Genomic DNA, 17545 nt, shown 5'->3' on the forward strand with positions numbered 1-17545 from the left:
GGATATTCTCCCATTATAGAACGCTTTTGCCCCGAGGGGGCATCAGTGCAGCGCGGCGCTGCTCGGAACCGGTGCCGCTGCAATCGCGATGGCTTCCACCGTCTCGCGGTTGGCTTCGGCGGCAACCACCGCGTCGATGCTCGAAGCGTCGATCGCGACGACGCTGGAGAGCAGGTTGTGCGGCTGGCTGGCGTCCGGCAGGATCGGCGTGGCGGAGCGGGCAGCGGCCGGCTGGCGGCGCTTGGCAGCGGCGGGCTCGCCATATTCGGCCATCACCGAGAAGCGCGGATCGGCAGCGGCGATCTCGGCGATCACCTTGGCGGCGCGCTTGGTGATCTGGCGGACGCGCTCCTTGGTCACACCGGTTTCCGTCGAGAGGTCGTCGAGCGTGGCGGTCTGGAACACGCGGCGGGCGACGATCTCGCGATCACGCTCCAGCTTGGCTTCCAGCTTCTCCAGCTCGGACGGATCGATGCCGTGGGTGGCGGTGCGGAGGCGCGGGCCTTCGCGACGAAGGGCGGCTTCTTCCCGCTTCGGGCGCGGGCGGCGACGGAGCTGCTCGATGCCCACCTTGCGGAGGTGGTCGACATAGGCTTCGATCAGCGAGGAGATCGCGCCATCGGCGAGATAGTCCGACGCGGCGCTCTCGGTGCGCTCCAGGGCGTCCTCGTCCTCGATCATCGCTTCGGGGGACATTTCGTCGCCATCGGCGGAGCTGACCATCGCGCTGAGCGAAACGGTGGTGGCTTCGACCTTCTTGGCCGAGGGGCGCTGGTCGGTCATCAGGCGGAAGCGCAGGCTCTGCAGCTCACCGCGGATCTGCCAGTTGACGAAGGTGGTGAACTGGGCCTTTTCCGGCTCATAGGCCTGGATGGCGCGGTGCACGGCAATGGCGCAGCACTGCTCGGCGTCGTCCCAGTGCGCGGTCAGGCCGTACTGGCGGATAAAGTGGCGAATGCGGGGGGCGATCAGCTTCAGGATGCGGGCGAAGGCGCGATCGATTTCGGCGCGCTGACGGTTGGTCTGCTTACCGTCCTTGGGCGAGTTCTCGATGACGGTCTGGACTGCGGCCTCGAGAGCGATCGTGATCTTCGACATTCGTATTCCCCTGGTTCAGCGCCGGTCCGATCGTTCCGGCGCCGTCGACAGGAGACACATTTCGTCTGAAACCTTTAAAGGAGTGCTAATCCGGGCCTTAGGTAGTTTTCCGCAAACGCACTCCCAAGCTTTATAGCAACGCCGATTCGCTTGGCGAGCCAAGTGCTTGAAAAAATGATGGTTAATGGCCGTTTAGCAGATCTGCTAACGGACGCGCGGACAGCCTAACTGGCTGTTTTACGACGCGAACTTCTCAGGCTGCACGTGCCTGTCGATGAAATCGAGTAACCATTGCCGGTGCGCGCGGGTGGCATCGCCGGCGTTGGCGATGCGCTGCTCGGCCGCCGATCCGCCGATCTGCGCGGTCAGCAACTGGCGCGCCCGGCTCGAATCAATATTACCGGCCAGAAACTTCTTTGCATCGCCGAGGCCCAGATGATGGCCGAGATAGGCCGCCTTGGCCAGGGTTTCCGAATCGGCGCGCACGTTGAGACCTGCCGATTCGAAATGCTGCAGGTTGTTGCGCGCCATGTCGGCGATGGTGAGGATCGAGGCCTGCGGATCATAGCGGAGCGCCAGCAGCTCGCTGCGGCGGGACGGATCGACCTTGCCGTTTTCCTTCAGCCAGCCACGCGCCTTGGCCACGTCATTCAGCCAGGTTCCGCCCTGTTCGGCAAGCGTTTGCCAGGTACCGCTGAGGAACTGCCCCAGCCCGGCCGCGCTCGAGCGGGGGTTGCGCGACAGCGGGTTCCAGCTGCCGTCCTGGCCCTTGCCGGCCTCGGCATTGATGATCGCGGCGATCGCGGAGGAAGGAATGCCGCTGCGCGCCTCGGCAGCGGCGAGCGTACCGGCGTAGCGGGCGTTGGTGCCGAGCGAAAGCGCGCCGGCAAAGCTGCCGGCGGCGGACGATCCGCCGCTGCCGCCCGAAAGCGCGCTGACGACCGATCCATAGGAAGGGGGAGGCGCGCGTTCGGCAACCGCCGGCGTCTTCGCGCCTTTCAGCGCGTCCTTGGCCAGCGCCGCGATGTCGTCGGGCTCGTCCGCATGGCAGGAACAGTTGCACTGGCACTTGCACTTGCCCTTGGCGGATTTCGGCGCCTGGGTGCCGAGCAGCTCGAGCAGCGAGTCCATTGCCATGTCCGAACCGCCGCCCAGCGGCGAGCGGCTCTTGTCGCCGTCGCGGTCGCTGTCGCCGATCGCGGCACGCCACAGCCGGCTCGAGAGTTCCGACTGGGCCTGCGCATAGATCACGTTGGCACGCTGCGCGGGCGTTAGCGCGGCAAGGTCGGTACGGTGGATCATGCGGCCTTCACCAGCATCCGCTTGCGCTCGCGCAGGAAGCGCGCCGCGGCGATGTCGTCGATCGCCGCCTGTTCGGCGGCCTCGGCTTCGCGCTCGGCATCGGCGCGGAAGCGCTCGGCGGCGCTTTCGATCGCGCGGCACGTGCCATAGGCCTCGCGCGCGAGTTCGCGCAGGTTGAGCAGGCGGGCCTGTTCGGCCACGACTTCCTCGGCGATGCGCGCCTGGGCGTGCTTGGCGGTGGCGAGCCACGCGTCCGAGGCGAAGGGCAGCGCATGGGCGAGCACGCGCTCCTCGCGGACGCGCGCGATGAGGTCGCGGCCCCGCTGCTCCAGCTCGGCGATGCGTTCAATGGTCGCGCCGATCTTCACCTTGAGATCGTCGACGGTGCGCTGCTGCATGCGCAGCGCGGTATCGAACGGCGTCCTCATGCGGCGAGACCCACGTCATGGCCATGGCCATGGTCGGGATCGCCCGAGGCTTCGCCGGAGAGGATCGCGGCGAGTTCGGCGAAGGCTGCCTCGGCATGGCCCTGGTCGTTCTTGCCCTGGTTGAGCAGTGCCTCGATGCGGGGCGCAAGTGCCACGGCGCGGTCGACGTCGGGCGAGGAACCGCCCTTGTAGGCGCCCAGCCGCACCATTTCCTCCATGTCGGCATAGGTCGACAGCAGCTTGCGCGCGGCGAGGCGAACCTCGTTCTGCTCGTGCTCGAGGCAATGGGGCAGCGTGCGCGACACCGACTTGAGGATGTCGATCGCCGGATAGCGGCCGCGCTCGGCGATCGCGCGGCGCATCACGACGTGGCCGTCGAGGATGCCGCGCACCGCATCGGCGACGGGCTCGTTATGGTCGTCGCCGTCGACGAGGACGGTGAACAGGCCGGTGATCATGCCCGCGCCGGGTGCACCGGGGCCGGCGCGTTCGAGCAGGCGGGGCAGCTCGGCAAAGACGGTGGGGGTATAGCCCTTGGTCGCGGGCGGCTCGCCCGAAGCAAGGCCGATCTCGCGTTGCGCCATCGCGAAGCGAGTGACCGAATCCATCAGGCACAGCACGTTGAGGCCCTGGTCGCGGAAATGCTCGGCGACGGCGAGGGTGGTCCAGGCGGCCTGTCGGCGCATCAGCGCGGGCTCGTCCGAGGTGGCGACGACGACGACCGAGCGGGCCATGCCCTCCGGCCCCAGATCGTCCTCGATGAATTCCTGCACTTCGCGGCCGCGTTCGCCGATCAGCCCGATGACGGCGACGTCGCATTGCGTCCAGCGCGCGAGCATCGACAGCAGCACCGACTTGCCGACGCCCGAGCCGGCGAACAGGCCGAGGCGCTGGCCGCGGCACAGCGGCACGAAGGTATCGAGGCAGCGTACCCCGGTCTCGATGCGTTCGGCGACGCGCGAGCGGCCGGCGGCGGCGGGCGGCGAGGCCTTGATCGGCTGCGGATCGGCGCCGTTGACCAGCGGGCCCTGTCCGTCGACCGGGCGGCCGAGGCCGTTGATCATGCGGCCCAGCCAGGCCTTGGAGGGGCGGACGGTGAACTGGCCGGCGCCGAGCTCGGCGACCGCGCCGAGGCCGACGCCCTGCGGGTCGACGAAGGGCAGGCAGAGCGCCACGCCGCGATCGAGCGCGGTGACTTCGGCTTCCACCTTGCCGCTGGGGGACTGGATCTCGACCCGGCTGCCGATCTGGGCGACGCCGGTCAGGCCTTCCACTTCGATGAGCGCGCCGCGCACCGCCACCACGCGCCCGAAGCGACGGTCGGGGACCATCTCCTTGATGGCACGGGCGGCACTGGCGAGCGTCTGCATCGCGCGGGCTCCTTCAGGCGGCCTGCGTCGTGGCGGCGTCTTCGAGCGCGATCAGCTCGCGCGCGACCGAGAGCGCCTTGTAATATTCGCCCTGGGCGAGATCATTGGCGAACAGGATGCAGCGCTCGCGCGCCTCGGCGGTGCCGAGGCTGGCGATCAGCAGGCTGAGCAGCTGGACCACCGCGTCGTGATGCGCGTCGCGGCCGTCCGGATCGATATAGGCGAGCATCGTCGCGAAATAGAGCTGGCGCGCGGGCGTGGTCGCTTCTTCGGGCCGCATCACTTCGCGGCCGCGCAGGATCGATACCATGTTCTCCACGGCGATCTGCGTCCGCCCCACGGCGCGCAGCACCGCGCCGTTGACGATCGCCTTTTCGCCGTCGCGGAGCGTGATGCGAAGCATGGAACTGGCCTTTCAATAAGCGTTCCTAAACTTATAGCTGCGTTTTGCTCGCGCATGGGCAAACACCCGGCAAATTTTGCCGCCTGCCCTGCAAAAGCGGCAAAATCGCCCCTCCGATTTGGGCCGCGCCTTTACCCCTCTACAATGAGCATGTCGCCGGCGTGGGGATCGCGCGGGCATCTCGAGGAGTTTTGAACTTGAGCCTCTATTCCGCTCTTTACGCTGGCGTTTCCGGGCTGAGCGCGCAGTCGAGTGCCATGGCCACGGTTGCCGACAATATCACCAACATCAACACCGTCGCCTATAAGGGCGTCGAGGCGCAGTTCCGCACGCTGGTGACCGATGGTCGCGCGTCGTCGAGCTATGCCGCTGGTGGTGTCGCGGCGACCCCGATCACACAGGTCACCAAGCAGGGATTGCCCCAGGCGACCGGCAGCAGCACTGACCTCGCGATCGACGGCGACGGCTTTTTCATCACGCGCGCGGGCGTCACCGGCAACGACGCCGTCGCCTATACCCGCGCGGGTTCGTTCAAGCCCGACGAGCAGGGCTTCATGCGCAACTCGTCCGGCCTGTACCTGTATGGCTGGCGCCTGGATGCAACCGGCGACTACACCAACACGGGCAGCATCGACGCGCTCACGCCGGTGCGTCTGAGCGATCTGGTCGGCACCGCCGCGCCGACCACCGCGATCGACGCGCGCATCAACCTGCAGTCGGACGCCACCACCTACACCGGCGCCTACACCGCGGGCGATCTTGCAACGAACACCGTCGCGCCGACCTTCACGCGCTCCTTCACGGTCTATGACTCGCAGGGCGGCAACCACGAGCTCAAGATGTCGTTCCTGAAGACGGGCGCGAACACCTGGAAGGCCGAGACCTACATGAACCCGGCGGGCGACGTAACCGCCACCAACGGTCTGCTGGCGAGCGGCGAGATCAAGTTCAACGGCGACGGCAGCCTGGACAAGGCGGGTTCGACCGGCACCTTCTTCGACACGCTGAACATCAGCTACACCAACGGCTCGTCCTCGGTGCCGATCACCATGTCGCTCGGCGAGGACGGCGGCATCAGCGGCCTCACCTCGTTCGGTCAGCCTTCGTCGCTGGTGCGCGGCGGTGCGGACGGCGGCATCCTGGGCAACATCGCGGCGACCGAAATCTCGAAGGACGGCGTTGTCAGCGCCATCTTCGACGATGGTTCGAGCCGCAAGGTGTTCCAGCTGCCGGTCGCGACCTTCCCGAACCCCAACGGCCTTACCCGCATCTCGGGCAACGCCTATTCGGGCAACCGCCAGTCGGGCATGATGACGATGAATGCGCCGGGCGAGCTCGGTGCCGGCAGCCTGCTGTCGAACACGCTGGAGGCCTCGACCGTCGATCTGGCGGGCGAGTTCACCAACATGATCCGCTTCCAGCGCGCCTATAGCGCGTCGTCGAAGATCATCACGACCGTCGACGACATGCTGCGCGAAGTCAGCGATCTGAAGCGCTGATTTCCAAGGCAGGGGGACGCTCGACATGGCGCTGAACGATATTCTGGGAACCGCCGCTTCCGGCCTGGCTGCTGCTCAGGCCGGACTGAAGGCGGTATCGAACAACATCGCCAATGTCGGCGTCGCCGGCTATGCCCGCGAGCGCGTCACCCTCTCCACCGCGGTGCTGGCAGGCAATGTCAGCGGCGTGAACGTCGGCGAGTTCGAGCGCGTCGCCGATCGTTTCCTGGAAGCGACCGTCTATCGCCGCGCGGGCGATTACGGGAAATCGGAAGTCACCTCCAGCTACCTCGACCGGCTTCAGTCGCTGCTCGGCGAGCCCGGTGCCAAGTCGGGCCTGCCGGCGCGACTGGACGCGATCAGCAGCGCCGCGATCGTGATGACCGGCTCGCAGTCTTCGGCGCAGACCTCCGCGGTCTTTACCGGCGCCGTTTCCGACGCGATCTCCTCGATGCAGCAGACCACGCGGGACGTCGACAGCCTGCGCGCCGACGTGGAATCGGAGGTCGGCTACTCGATCGACAAGATCAACACGCTGCTCCAGCGCATCTACGACCTGAACGGCACGGTTTCCCAGGCGACCGGCCTCGGGCGCAACGCCAGCGGCGCCGCCGATCAGCGCATGAGCGCGATCGAGGAACTGAGCGGCATGCTTTCGGTCAACGTCCGCGACCAGCCGGACGGCCGGGTGATCATCGAGACCACTTCGGGGCAGATGCTGCTCGATTCGCGGCTGCGCCAGCTCGACTATCCGAACAAGGGTGCCGGCATCGGCAACTCGCAGATCACCTATCCCGACATCTCCATACGCTTCGCCGACAAGAACGGCACGATGGGCGCGCTGTCGGGCGAGAAGATCGAATCCTCGGCCGTCGGCGGCAAGCTGGGCGGCCTGCTCGATCTCCGCGACCGGGCGCTGCCTGCCTTCTCCGAACAGCTCGGCGTCGTTTTCAGCGGCCTGTCCGAAGCGCTCAACGCGGTTTCGAACGAGAATACGGCGATGCCGCCGCCCGCCAGCCTCACCGGTCGGCAGACCGGCCTCGTCGCGAGCGACCGGCTGGGCTTCACCGGCAAGGCGACCTTCGCGGTCACCCAGGCGGACGGAACGCTCGTCGCCAAGACGGAAATCGATTTCGACGCGCTGGGCCCCGCGGCCACCGTTTCGGACATGGTCAGCGCAATCAATACCGGGCTCGGCGGTGCGGCGACCGCCAGCTTCACCAACGGCGTGCTGAGCTTCTCGGCATCCGGGTCCGGTAACGGCGTCGCGATCGCGCAGTCGACCGCTAACCCCAGCGCTCGGGGCGGGGTGGGCGTGTCGCAATATTTCGGCATGAACGATCTGATCCGCAGCGACAGCAGCAGCCTGGTGCCGACCGGCTTCAACGCGACCGATCCGCACGGCTTCACCACCGGCCAGACCGCGCAGATCGTGCTTCGCGACGCATCGGGCCTTGCGCTGACCAGCTATACGCTGCAGCCGACCACTGGCGGCACGATGGGAGACATCGTCACCCAGCTCAACGGCAGCCCGCTGGGAAGCTTCGGTTCCTTCTCCCTCGACAATCGTGGACGGATGCGGTTCGAGCCGGCGAGTGGCCTGACGGGCGCATCCCTGTCCATGGCGGCCGATTCGACGGATCGCTTCGGCAGCGGGCGCACCTTCTCGGCGCTTTCCGGCCTCAGCGGGCTCAACAGCGGCCTCGACGTGGCAGAGGTCCGCAACGACGTTCTCAACAGCCCCGGCTCGCTGCCCCTTGCCCGTCTTGATACGAGCGTTGCCGTCGGTACGAAGGCCATCGGCGCGGGCGATACCCGTGGCGCCACGGCTTTTGTCGAAAAGCTCGGCGGCACGCTGGATCTGGGCAAGGACGGCGTCATCAGCGTCGGTCGCTTCTCCACCCAGCTGCTCGGTCGCGCCGGCCTGGAAGCCAGCCAGGCGCAGGGGCGCTACGAAGACGCCGACGCCCGCAAGTCGGATGCGGTGAACCGGCGCGACAGCTATTCGGGCGTCAACATCGACGAGGAACTCTCCCAGATGGTCGTCCTCCAGAACAGCTATTCTGCTTCGGCGCGGGTGATGAGCACCGCGGCGGAGATGTACGACACGCTTCTCCAGATGGTTCGTTAAGGGGACTGACCGATGACCCGCGTTGCCACCATTCCGCTCCAGCGCACCATGGCAAGCGCCATTTCCGGCGCGCAGGAGAAGCTGGCGATCACCCAGAAGCAGCTCTCCACCGGCAAGAAGGCGACAGACTTTGCCTCGCTCGGCACCGAGGCGGTCCGCAATCTCTCCGCGCACAGCCTGCTGGAACAGCAGAAGGCACAGTCCAACGTGGCGAAGCGCGTCGGCACCACGATGTCGCTCTACCAGGGGCATATCGAGGGGATCCAGACCGCCACGACCTCGCTGCGGCAGCAGATTCTCAGTGCGATCGGCACGGGCCAGTCGGCCGGGCTGCAGCAGGCGATGGACAGTTCGTTCAACCAGATGCGCTCGTCCCTGAACGCGGCGGAAGGCGGTACCCCGCTGTTCGGCGGCTCGCAGATCAACCGCGCGCCCTTCTCCGTCGCCACGCTGGCCGATGCGGCGAGCGTACCGGCGGACCAGGCCTTCCACGACGACAATGTGCTGGCCAGCGCCCGCGTGGCGGACGGTCTCGATGTGACCTACGGCGTCAACGCCAGCTCGATGGCGACCGGGATCTACGAAGCCTATCGCGCGATGGCGCAGATCGGCCAGGTCGGCGAAACGCTCACCGACGCGCAGAAAACCGCGCTGGAGGGCGTGATCTCCAAGCTGGACAGCGGCCTGAAGCAGCTCGGCACCGTGAATGCCGACAATGGCCGCAAGCAGAACCAGGTCGAGGACCTGACCACGCGCGGCGAAGAACGCTCGCTGCTGCTGCAGCAGGTGATCGAGGACAATGAGGACGCCGATCTGGGCCAGGTCGCGATCGACCTGTCGCAGCAGAAGACCGTGCTCGAGGCGAGCTATTCGGTGTTCTCGCAGCTCTCCAGCCTGAGCCTCGTCAAATATCTCTGAGCGCCAGCGCGCGCTCGAATACCGCTATCAGCATCGGCTCGGTCAGCCGGCCGATGCTCTGATTGTACCGCGAGACATGATAGCTATCGAGCACCACCTGCCCCTTCGGCAGGCGGTGCTCTGCGCCGTGGGCGAAGCGGGCCTTGGGCAGCTTGCCGCCCAGCGCCTTCACCGCCGACTGGTGCGCGATCTCGCCCAGCGCGACGACGATCGGTGCGCGCAGCTGCCCGGCGAGGAACGGCCGGCAGGCGTGGATCTCGGCCGGGGTCGGGCGGTTCTCCGGCGGCAGGCAGCGCACCGCGTTGAGGATCTGCACGCCCCTGGGCGCGCCGTCTTCGGCCAGGCCCAGCGTCTCGAGCACCGAAAACAGCAGCGTCCCGGAATCGTCGCCGGTAAAGGCGCGGCCGGTACGGTTGGCTCCCAACCGCCCGGGTGCGAGGCCGACAATTGCGATCGGGGCGTCCGGATCGCCGAGCATCGGCACGGGCGCATTCCACCAGTCCGGCTGTTCGGCGCGCAGCTGGGCGCGCAGCGCGACCAGCCGGGGACAGAGCGGACAATCGCGATCGGGTTCGGGGGTTGGCGCGGGCATCGCCCGGCGATAGGCGCAGGCGCGTGTCCGTCACAAGCTACATCATCGCCCTGGGCTCCAACCGCCGCGGCCGACATGGCGGGCCGCGTGCCGAGGTGCGCGCGGCGCTGGCGGCGGTCGGGGGCGCGCGCGCGGTGTCGCGCATTCACGAGACCCCGCCGATCGGCCCTTCGATCCGTCGTTTCGCCAACGCCGTCGCCGAAATCGAGAGCGACGAAACGCCCGAAGCCCTGCTGCGCCGGCTGAAAGCGATCGAGCGGGCCTTTGGCAGGCGCCGGGGGCAGCGCTGGGGGGCGCGGGTGATAGACATCGACATCGTGCTGTGGTCGGGCGGCTGCTGGGCGAGCCGCGCGCTGACCGTGCCGCATCCCCGGTACCGGCAACGCCGGTTCGTGCTGGCCCCGCTAGCCGAGATCGCACCTGGCTGGCGAGATCCTGTGACCGGCCGTGCGACGCTTCCGTTGCTGCACGCGGTTGACCGGCGCCGCCCCTGCGCCTAGGTGGCGGGATGTGGGTCCGTAGCTCAGTCGGTAGAGCAAGCGACTTTTAATCGAGAGGTCCCGGGTTCGAATCCCGGCGGACCCACCACCGCCTCTCCAAGCCATCGCGCGCACAGGTTTACCGTGACCCATGCGCAGGGATGAAATGACCCAAGGGAAATCGCCCCGTCGCGGGTAGCTCCTGATTCGATAGAGAAATCAAATATTTTAGCTGACCAGCCGCGCCATTTCGATGCTTTCGCGTTGACGCACGGCAGCGAGCGACCATCATGCCCGTCATGTCCAACCTCGCGAAACCACTGGGGCGCGCTTACTTTGTCACAAGGGAGGCGCTCTTAGTGATACGGCTATTCGATAAGGGCCGGGCGACGAATCGTAGGCTCGATGATGGCGTGAGTTTCGGAGGCCAGTTGACGGCGTCCGTCGATCGACGATCATTGCGTCGTGCCTGACCTGACCGAACTTCGAGCCCTCGCCCGCGCGCACGTCCAGCTTCAAGACATCGTAGCTGAAACGGTTGATCTGAGTCCGCAGAGGTCGAACCTGCGGGGCTGTTGCCCGTTCCATCCCGATACCGCCGCGGGCCTGTACGTTGGGGCCAACGGACACTTCCACTGCTTCTCGTGCGGGAGCGAAGGGGATGTGGTCGATTGGACGATGCGACTTTATATGATCGACGAGGCTGGCGCTATCGAGCGCCTGCTCCCCCCCGCGTTCGGTGGTGGTGAAGGTCAGCCAGCTTGACTGCAGCGCGGCGCTCGCAGTCGACACCCATCGGCAGAGGACTATCTCATTATGCAGCAGCCCCGCGAAGCCGTGAAGGCGCCGCGGGGCAGATCGGTCCGCTATCAAGATTGCTCCGTCCGCGAAGCCATCGCGGAACCGAGCAGATGCTGGGTGAGAGCCTCGGCACCTTTCCGGTAGGCCAGGTCTCCCCAGTAATCCCAGTGCTCGACCCTCGTCGCGATCCAGGCGAACAGGTCATCGCGGATGGCCCGACTGTCGAAGGAAAGAGACCATGTCACCCGCCGGGTCGGCATCCTCGCAGGATGCCCAGCCTGTAAGCCGGTAAGGGTGATCACATGCGAACGCCCGATCGTCTCACGGGCGAATACATGCCGGCGAACGCCGAGGGAGCGTTCGAACGCCCGAAGCGCGGCTTCCCGATCTGCTGCATTGGATGATCGACACATGACGGTGTCCACCACCTCAGCCATGGTAAGATGTTCCCACTCCGGATCCCGCGTCGCGATCAGCATCAGCAATACCGAACGGCCCTCAGGGCTGATACGTGCGTCGAGAATCCCAAATGGCACACCCATGGGGTTTTCACGCGTGAGCAGGCCGATCGACAGAAGCCAGCACATGTAGAAATACCAAAAGCTCCTGTCGGAGCCGAACAACTCGTAGAGCTTCTCTTTCGGGCCCTGCCGTTGCGTATCGGCGGACACGAGCACCCTGAGCATCAGTTCAAGCAGATGAGACTGGAGTGGCATGTCGCCGAAGCCGATCTCCGAGTGCCAGAAGGCATCCCGCACGGATCGCCACCGTCGGCCCTGCTCGTCTTCCAGCTGATCGCCGTTGATGCGCAGCCACCAGCCCCACGGGAGTTCACCCGGCCTGTGCTTTCCCCGCGCCATCGTCATCGTGCGGCCCCAGGATCAAGACTGATGGGCGGAAGCGGTGGACCCATGCGCGCGGGCACCTGTCGACCATCGCGGATCGCGGCCAGCTGAGCCGCAAGGTTGCGGATCTCGCGCACGACATATCCGTCCTCCCGGTATTCCGCTGCGATTTCCGGGCCCATGAAGCGGCGGCGAGAGCCATAGTCGCCGGGCACTGCGTCATAGATGTGGTTGCAGTCGAACCCGAACCACCACTGCCCCTCCTCGACACGGTGATCGGTCGCGTGCGTAACCGAAGCTCCTCCCCGGCCCACGTGGCAGATACGACGCGCCTCCATGATAAGGCGAGTGTCAGGGCTGGGCCCATCATCGCAGATGTGCGAGAAGGTGAGGCCGCCGTGCACCTCGATACCCAGGTCCGCCGGGATAGCAAGGTGGTTCCAGCCGAACAGCGGGTGACTATCGGGCACGCCGACATAGCCGCTGAGGAAGCCATCCGTGCGGTCGCGCATCATGATGCACTCCAGGCCCGTGTCGGGATCGACCCACGCGACCTTGTCGGCCTCGCCGAGCCACGGCCCATCGTACCTCGGCCGACTTTCCCCGTCGAAGTAGATTTCGGCGGCAGGCACGACCGCGTCGGTCGTAGCATAGTCGCGGCCGGTGACCCGGGCGACACCATCCTGGACGACGAACTCGCCGCCCGAGCCCGGCATCTTTCCGAGCGCCTCGGTTGATCCGACGGCGGCCGCAATTTTCGCGACCTCGGTGCCGGTGAGCGGCTGCGGGTGAAGTTGGACAAGGGCCGTGGATCGGCCGCCGCGCGTCTTCTTCTTGGCCATGTGTCTTTCCTTGATCTGGTGAACTTGACGAATGTGTTGGTCGTGCCGATGCGGGGTGCGCATCGACCCGTATCGGATCGTCCCTGGCCAAGCGGCCGCTGCGCATCCTGAAGACATGGTCGCGAGCGTGGCGGCGCGCCCGGGTCGGATCCGTGGCCCCCAGGGGGCGTGCGCCCGTCACAGAAACCGCTCCGCGGCGGTCACCCGCTCAAAGTCGGGCCCCATCGAGCGGGCGCCCTTCCCCGCCGCATAGACGTTCTCGGCGAGCCAGAACTCCTCGGCAGTACGCGCATCGTCCTCGATCTCGGTCCACCAAACCCGCTGGACGGCATCCCAACGGTAGCCCCGCGCCCACAGCGCATCCTTGGCGGCATATCCGGCGCCATGGGCACGAACGATCCAGCTCAGCTCGGCCGATCGCCGAAGAAGCTCGCCGAGCGCGGTAGTGCCATCGTCGAACCGGTGCCGCAGCAGCTGGACGAGCGCGTCGACGTCGGTCGCGGCGCGGTGTCCGCGTTCGAAGAAGTAGCCCGTCTGCTGGAGGAGGTAGCCCAGCGTGCGGCCGTCGAAGCCCTGCGCGCGCCAGTCGACCTGGCGAAACGAGCAGCCCCAGTTCAGCCCGCTCGCAGCGGGCAGCCGGCGTTCAACCCAAGGACGGTCGAACGCAGCATGGTGCGCAATGACCAGCGAGGCGGAACGGAGCAGGCTCGTCGCCCGTCCTTCGTCGATGCTCTTCCCTGAAAGGTCCGCATCGGTCAGCCCTGTGATCGCGGTGATCTGCGGCGTCAGTGGGGTGCCCGGATCTTCCAGCCAGGCATGGACGTCGTCGATGTCGGTAATGACGCCCTGTCGGTCGAAGCGAAAGCGTCGAGCCGCCAGTTTGATGACGGCACCCTTGTCGACGATCGTGCTCGTGGTCTCGGCGTCGACGGCGATGCCGATGCGGATATTCTGGAGGTCCCCCTCGCCGGTCGATCCCGGCCGCACGTCCAGCCTGTGCAGGACGCGCGTCTTCTTACCGCCGGCCGCGTCACTGCGGCCGGCGCTATCCGGCTTATCCATTATGGTCTGCGATGTCGTTGGTCGGGGAGCGTCGCCAAGGATCTGGGCGACTGGGTGCTCGGCTTCGTCGACGACGAAACTGGGTATGACTACCTCGTCCTGACCGACTACTGCGATCAGCCAATCCACACGACAATCGACTGGCTGTTCGCAGAGAAGGAGGCCGGGCGCCTGGTCGATCCGTGCGAGGCCGAAGATCACGACGGTCGTCGACGCCTCGTGCTGGGCCTCGACCGTGCGGCTTGCGCCGCCAGGGATCCAAAAGCGGCGTGGCGCTTCCGCTGGGCGTCGGCCGTACTAAAGGACGGTCCCGTCACGACGTCCGACGATTCCTATACAGCTTGGATTGCAACGCGCACCGATCTGATCTGCAACGACAAAGGCGTATCGGAAGCGATCCCCGCCGCGTCGAGCCTTCGACGATGGGCTCGGAAGCTGTTTGCTGCGCAGGGTCGTCGGGGCTCGTTGGTGTCCTGTGCCGGACGGCTCAAGGGGCAGAGCCCGCTGCCCGGCCTGGAGGATTTTCTCGTCACGGAGGCGACTCTCTACTACTGGGCCGCGGAGGACGCGTCGTTCGTCGACTCGGGTGCATACTATATCGACGCACGCGACCGGATCGCGGATGGCAACGACGAGGAGTTGAAGAAGCGCCTCGCCAGCAAGCCGGTGCGACTCGAGACGATCCGCGCCCGCGCCCGCCAGCTCGAGAGCGGTCCCGCCACCGCAGCGAAGACGGGCGATTGTCGGGCGAGGCGCGTGTTCGAGCCGGCTGGTCGCAGCGTTCCGGCGGAGCGCTTCCTCGAACGCGTCGAGATGGACGGTCTCGAACTCAGGCAGATCGTCCATTTCAGCGACAACTGGCACGTCGCGGCCGGCAAGATGAAGATGATCAACAACATCGACACGGCCACCAGCTTCTGGTTCTTTCCGTCGATCTTCTGCGGCCCGTACCGCGAGGACGTGTCGGCGATCGCCCTCATGAACGTGATGCTGCCCCCTGCGCATATCGAGGCAGCACACATCGAGGAATTTCCCTGGCTGCAGGAAGCGTACGGTACCTGCGACCTGATCGCGCCCGACAACGAGATGGCGATCACCTCGCCGGGCTCTCTTTCGGCTTTGACCGAACTCGGCCCTGACGTGGAGCTGCCGGACGCGAACCATCCGGACAGCAAGCCGCTGGTCGAAGCGCTAAACCGGTTCATCAAGGGCTTTCTCGAGAGCCTGCCGGGAACCGTCAGGGGCCCTCGTCATCCCAAGGATCCGACACGAAACGCGCTGAAGGAGGCCGAGATGACGCGGGCGCAACTCCGCGCCCAGATCTACTGCGCCTAAATCTACTGGAATACCACGAAGCGCACGTACCTCGGAGACAGGTCGCCACTCGAGATGGTTCAGGCGACCATCGAGGCCGGGGATCGACCGAAACGGAACACGCCCGGCGACGTACGGCGAGCCCTCTTCAAGACACACGACGGGATCGTCATCACCCGCGACGGCTTCGAATTCGACGGCACGGCCAAGGTCATCCTCTCTATTCGTACGAACGAGGGCAATGTGCACGAGGCCGAAGTGTTCGATCAGGAGCGCATGAGGTTCGTTCCGGTATTGGCAGCGACGCTGTACGGTTTACGCGCGATGCTGCGCTTCAGCCTGTCGTCGTCGAGGCAGTGGCGTCCAGCAGATCGCCGATCGCGCCCGTCGGGCTCGCTTCGGGGATCGCCGCCATCGCCGCGCTGATCCGCGCGGGATCGACGGTGGGCGTCGGCTGGGTCAGCAGATCGAACGCCTGCGCGCTGGGCAGCGCCTTGAACGCCGCGCTGTAGCGGGCGCGCAGCGCCTGCAGCTTGGCCTCCTGATTGAGCATCGCCAGCGCCACCGCCTGGCGGAGCACGATCGCCTGGGCCGGCGGCGTCATCGCGCCGGGGGCGGGCAGGGTGGCTTCGTTCTCGGTGATGAACGATCCCCAGTTGCGCGTCCGCCAGTGAATCTCGCTGCGCACGCCGCTGCCGCCGGGTATGCCGTCCAGCGCCGCCATCGCCGCGTCCTCTCGGCCGAGCTTGTAGAGCGCCACCGCCTCGATCCGCTTGCGATCGAAGCGCATGCCGTCCGAATAGCTGGCCTGTTCGGTCGCATGCAGCGTGTCCAGCGCCTTGACCGGATCGCCGGACAGGATGAACAGCGTCGCCACCTTCACCGAGAGCGGGCCCTGCGCCACGTCCTGTCGGCGCTGCATCAGCTGGTACTGCAGCAGTTCGGCCGCGCGCGGATACAGGCCGGCGGCCTCCAGCCGGCCGGCGAGGCGTAGCGCGAGCGCATCACCCTCGGCCCCGGCAGGTGCCAGTTCCTTGTAATCCCAGTAGAGGCCGGCAGCTTCGGGCAACGGAGTGCCGCTGTCCGGCGCCAGCATCTCGCCCAGCCAGGCCTGGATCTGCTTCAGCATGGCGCCGGAATCGCCGTCGGGACGATAATAGCGGAACAGCGTGGCAGCGCTGCGCAGCGCCGCGCGATGATCGTTTTCGGCGAGCGCCAGCTTGTATTCGAGCTGCAGTGCACCCTGCTCGACCGGGCCGCCCCGCCAGCCGTAGCGGAGCGCCTCCAGCTGCTTGATCCCCTCGGCCGGGGCGATGCGGTGCAGCTTCAGATCGCCTTCGATATGGGCAAGCTTTGCCTCAGCCTGGATTTCGGGCGTGCCGCTCAGTTCGGCGCGCGACAGGCGGAACAGCCCCTCGGCGGGATCGCCGGAGGCGAGCAGCGCCTTGCCGCGCAGCAGATTGGCCTGCGCGTCCTGCTCTCCGAACAGCTTCAGCCAGGCGAGGGCGGGCTGGCCCTGGTTGATGGCGATGGCGCCTCTGGCCGCGGCGAGCGTGAACGGCTTGCGCTCCTGCGGCGTGCGGCCGTTGATCGCCGGCACGGCGCAGTTGATCTGGCGCGCGGCAGCCTTGTCGTCACCGGTGCCCGCCAGCGCGCGGACGCGCCAGGCACAGGCCTCGGCATTGCCCTCGAGTTCGGGGAGCGACAATGCTTCCACAGCGTCGCGATAATGGCCGACCATCACCAGCGCGGCGCCGGTGGCAAGCTGGAACGGCGCGACAAGGGCGAGATCCTCGTCATCCGATTCCATCGTCTCCAGCACGCCCAGCGCTTCTGCGCCCATGCCGCGGCGGATCAGCGAGCCGGCATAGCGCCAGCGGGCGAGCTGCCGGGTATCGGGCTTGGCGTTGATCAGCGCGTCCCAGGCGGCCTCCTCGGTCAGCTCCGGCCAGTCGCGACTGTCGGTCACGCGCGGCATCTGGGCGAGGATGGCGGCGAAGGGCGGGAGAACGGCACGACCGGCCGGTGCGGGCGGGGCTTCTTCTGCCGATGCTGCGGGGGCCGCGCCATGCGCGGCGCCGTGATCCTCGGCGGGCGGGTGCGCCGGATCGCTGGGCGGGGCAGCGGCGGTGCTGGCGAGCAGCGCGACGATCAGCAAGCGACGCATCAATGGGCTCCAGCCATGAGATACGTCACCACGGCGCCGCCGATGATGCAGGCGATCACGAAGATCATTGCAGGCACGATCGGCAAACCGGCGGGCGCGGCCGCCTCCGGACCGCCCGCCTTGGCGTTCTGCTTCTCGCTGGTGTCGACGGCGTTGCCGCGGCTGGCCGCGTCGGCGACGACGCGCATCCGGGCGGGGCGTTGATCGTGGCTCATTTGGAATCCGTTAAGTGCTTGTCCCTTATTTATAGGACGTGCGCGGCCGCAGCGGCGGCCCGGCCCATGCGATTGACAG

Annotated in this window: 18 protein-coding genes and 1 tRNA gene; 8 read left to right on the forward strand and 11 right to left on the reverse strand. The window is 66.9% G+C overall.

From position 1 onward, the window contains the following. Positions 1-42: 42 nt before the first annotated feature. The 5 genes from S2M10_RS11490 to S2M10_RS11510 form a co-directional block, all read right to left on the reverse strand. The gene (locus S2M10_RS11490; protein ID WP_168846184.1) at positions 43-1098 is read right to left on the reverse strand and encodes a sigma factor-like helix-turn-helix DNA-binding protein; all 1056 of its coding nucleotides are present in this window, start codon (positions 1096-1098) and stop codon (positions 43-45) included. A gap of 237 nt (positions 1099-1335) precedes the next feature. Continuing rightward, a complete protein-coding gene (locus S2M10_RS11495) occupies positions 1336-2400 on the reverse strand; it encodes a peptidoglycan-binding protein (RefSeq protein WP_168846185.1) in 1065 nt (354 codons plus the stop codon). Continuing rightward, positions 2397-2828 carry a hypothetical protein gene (locus S2M10_RS11500; RefSeq protein ID WP_168846186.1) on the reverse strand — a complete coding sequence of 144 codons (432 nt, stop codon included), beginning with the start codon at positions 2826-2828 and terminating at the stop codon, positions 2397-2399. The genes S2M10_RS11495 and S2M10_RS11500 overlap by 4 nt, the downstream gene beginning before the upstream one ends. Beyond that, a complete protein-coding gene (gene fliI, locus S2M10_RS11505; RefSeq protein WP_168846187.1) occupies positions 2825-4198 on the reverse strand; it encodes a flagellar protein export ATPase FliI in 1374 nt (457 codons plus the stop codon). Before fliI ends, S2M10_RS11500 begins: the two co-directional genes overlap by 4 nt. A 13-nt stretch (positions 4199-4211) precedes the next feature. After that, a complete protein-coding gene (locus S2M10_RS11510; RefSeq protein ID WP_168846188.1) occupies positions 4212-4601 on the reverse strand; it encodes a flagellar biosynthesis repressor FlbT in 390 nt (129 codons plus the stop codon). Positions 4602-4798: 197 nt separating this feature from the next. On the opposite strand from S2M10_RS11510, the gene S2M10_RS11515 reads away from it, so the two are divergent. Genes S2M10_RS11515 through S2M10_RS11525 form a run of 3 tightly spaced genes read left to right on the forward strand, consistent with a single transcriptional unit; the run spans position 4799 to position 9149 of the window. Further along, positions 4799-6100, forward strand: a complete 1302-nt coding sequence (locus S2M10_RS11515) for a flagellar hook protein FlgE (protein WP_168846189.1) — start codon at positions 4799-4801, stop codon at positions 6098-6100. 25 nt (positions 6101-6125) lie between these two features. Beyond that, the gene (locus S2M10_RS11520) at positions 6126-8231 is read left to right on the forward strand and encodes a flagellar basal body rod C-terminal domain-containing protein (RefSeq protein WP_168846190.1); all 2106 of its coding nucleotides are present in this window, start codon (positions 6126-6128) and stop codon (positions 8229-8231) included. Between the two features lie 12 nt (positions 8232-8243). After that, positions 8244-9149, forward strand: coding sequence for a flagellin (locus S2M10_RS11525; protein WP_168846191.1), 906 nt, complete (start codon positions 8244-8246; stop codon positions 9147-9149). Here the strand turns inward: S2M10_RS11525 and S2M10_RS11530 are convergent. Further along, entirely contained in the window at positions 9136-9741 is a 606-nt protein-coding gene (locus S2M10_RS11530) for a uracil-DNA glycosylase (protein WP_168846192.1), read from the reverse strand. The genes S2M10_RS11525 and S2M10_RS11530 overlap by 14 nt on opposite strands. A 23-nt stretch (positions 9742-9764) precedes the next feature. Here S2M10_RS11530 and folK point away from each other — a divergent pair, with 23 nt between their 5' ends. The 3 genes from folK (at position 9765) to S2M10_RS11545 (ending at position 10985) form a co-directional block, all read left to right on the forward strand. Then, positions 9765-10241, forward strand: coding sequence for a 2-amino-4-hydroxy-6-hydroxymethyldihydropteridine diphosphokinase (folK, locus tag S2M10_RS11535; RefSeq protein ID WP_168846193.1), 477 nt, complete (start codon positions 9765-9767; stop codon positions 10239-10241). Between the two features lie 12 nt (positions 10242-10253). Beyond that, a tRNA-Lys gene (locus S2M10_RS11540) sits at positions 10254-10329 on the forward strand. A gap of 356 nt (positions 10330-10685) precedes the next feature. Next, on the forward strand, positions 10686-10985 hold the full coding sequence (locus S2M10_RS11545) for a CHC2 zinc finger domain-containing protein (RefSeq protein WP_168846194.1): 300 nt from the start codon (positions 10686-10688) through the stop codon (positions 10983-10985). A 104-nt stretch (positions 10986-11089) separates the two neighbouring features. Here the strand turns inward: S2M10_RS11545 and S2M10_RS11550 are convergent, their stop codons facing one another. The 3 genes from S2M10_RS11550 to S2M10_RS11560 form a co-directional block, all read right to left on the reverse strand. Then, on the reverse strand, positions 11090-11887 hold the full coding sequence (locus S2M10_RS11550) for a hypothetical protein (protein ID WP_247650759.1): 798 nt from the start codon (positions 11885-11887) through the stop codon (positions 11090-11092). Next, a complete protein-coding gene (locus S2M10_RS11555) occupies positions 11884-12708 on the reverse strand; it encodes a hypothetical protein (protein ID WP_168846195.1) in 825 nt (274 codons plus the stop codon). Before S2M10_RS11555 ends, S2M10_RS11550 begins: the two co-directional genes overlap by 4 nt. Positions 12709-12885: 177 nt before the next feature. Continuing rightward, positions 12886-13770 carry a 3'-5' exonuclease gene (locus S2M10_RS11560; RefSeq protein WP_168846196.1) on the reverse strand — a complete coding sequence of 295 codons (885 nt, stop codon included), beginning with the start codon at positions 13768-13770 and terminating at the stop codon, positions 12886-12888. 54 nt (positions 13771-13824) lie between these two features. Here S2M10_RS11560 and S2M10_RS11565 point away from each other — a divergent pair, with 54 nt between their 5' ends. Together S2M10_RS11565 and S2M10_RS11570 are read left to right on the forward strand one after the other, a co-directional pair. Beyond that, entirely contained in the window at positions 13825-15105 is a 1281-nt protein-coding gene (locus S2M10_RS11565; protein ID WP_168846197.1) for a hypothetical protein, read from the forward strand. A 54-nt stretch (positions 15106-15159) separates the two neighbouring features. Beyond that, positions 15160-15510 (forward strand): hypothetical protein, encoded by a 351-nt coding sequence (locus S2M10_RS11570; protein WP_168846198.1) that lies wholly within the window; start codon positions 15160-15162, stop codon positions 15508-15510. On the opposite strand, the gene S2M10_RS11575 is transcribed toward S2M10_RS11570, so the two are convergent. Continuing rightward, entirely contained in the window at positions 15419-17251 is a 1833-nt protein-coding gene (locus S2M10_RS11575; RefSeq protein ID WP_168846199.1) for a hypothetical protein, read from the reverse strand. The two genes, S2M10_RS11570 and S2M10_RS11575, sit on opposite strands and share 92 nt — an antisense overlap. Beyond that, on the reverse strand, positions 17251-17466 hold the full coding sequence (locus S2M10_RS11580) for a hypothetical protein (RefSeq protein ID WP_247650760.1): 216 nt from the start codon (positions 17464-17466) through the stop codon (positions 17251-17253). The genes S2M10_RS11575 and S2M10_RS11580 overlap by 1 nt, the downstream gene beginning before the upstream one ends. Positions 17467-17545 lie beyond the last annotated feature (79 nt).

This window comes from Sphingomonas sp. S2M10, from assembly GCF_012650175.1.
Lineage (GTDB): Bacteria > Pseudomonadota > Alphaproteobacteria > Sphingomonadales > Sphingomonadaceae > Sphingomonas.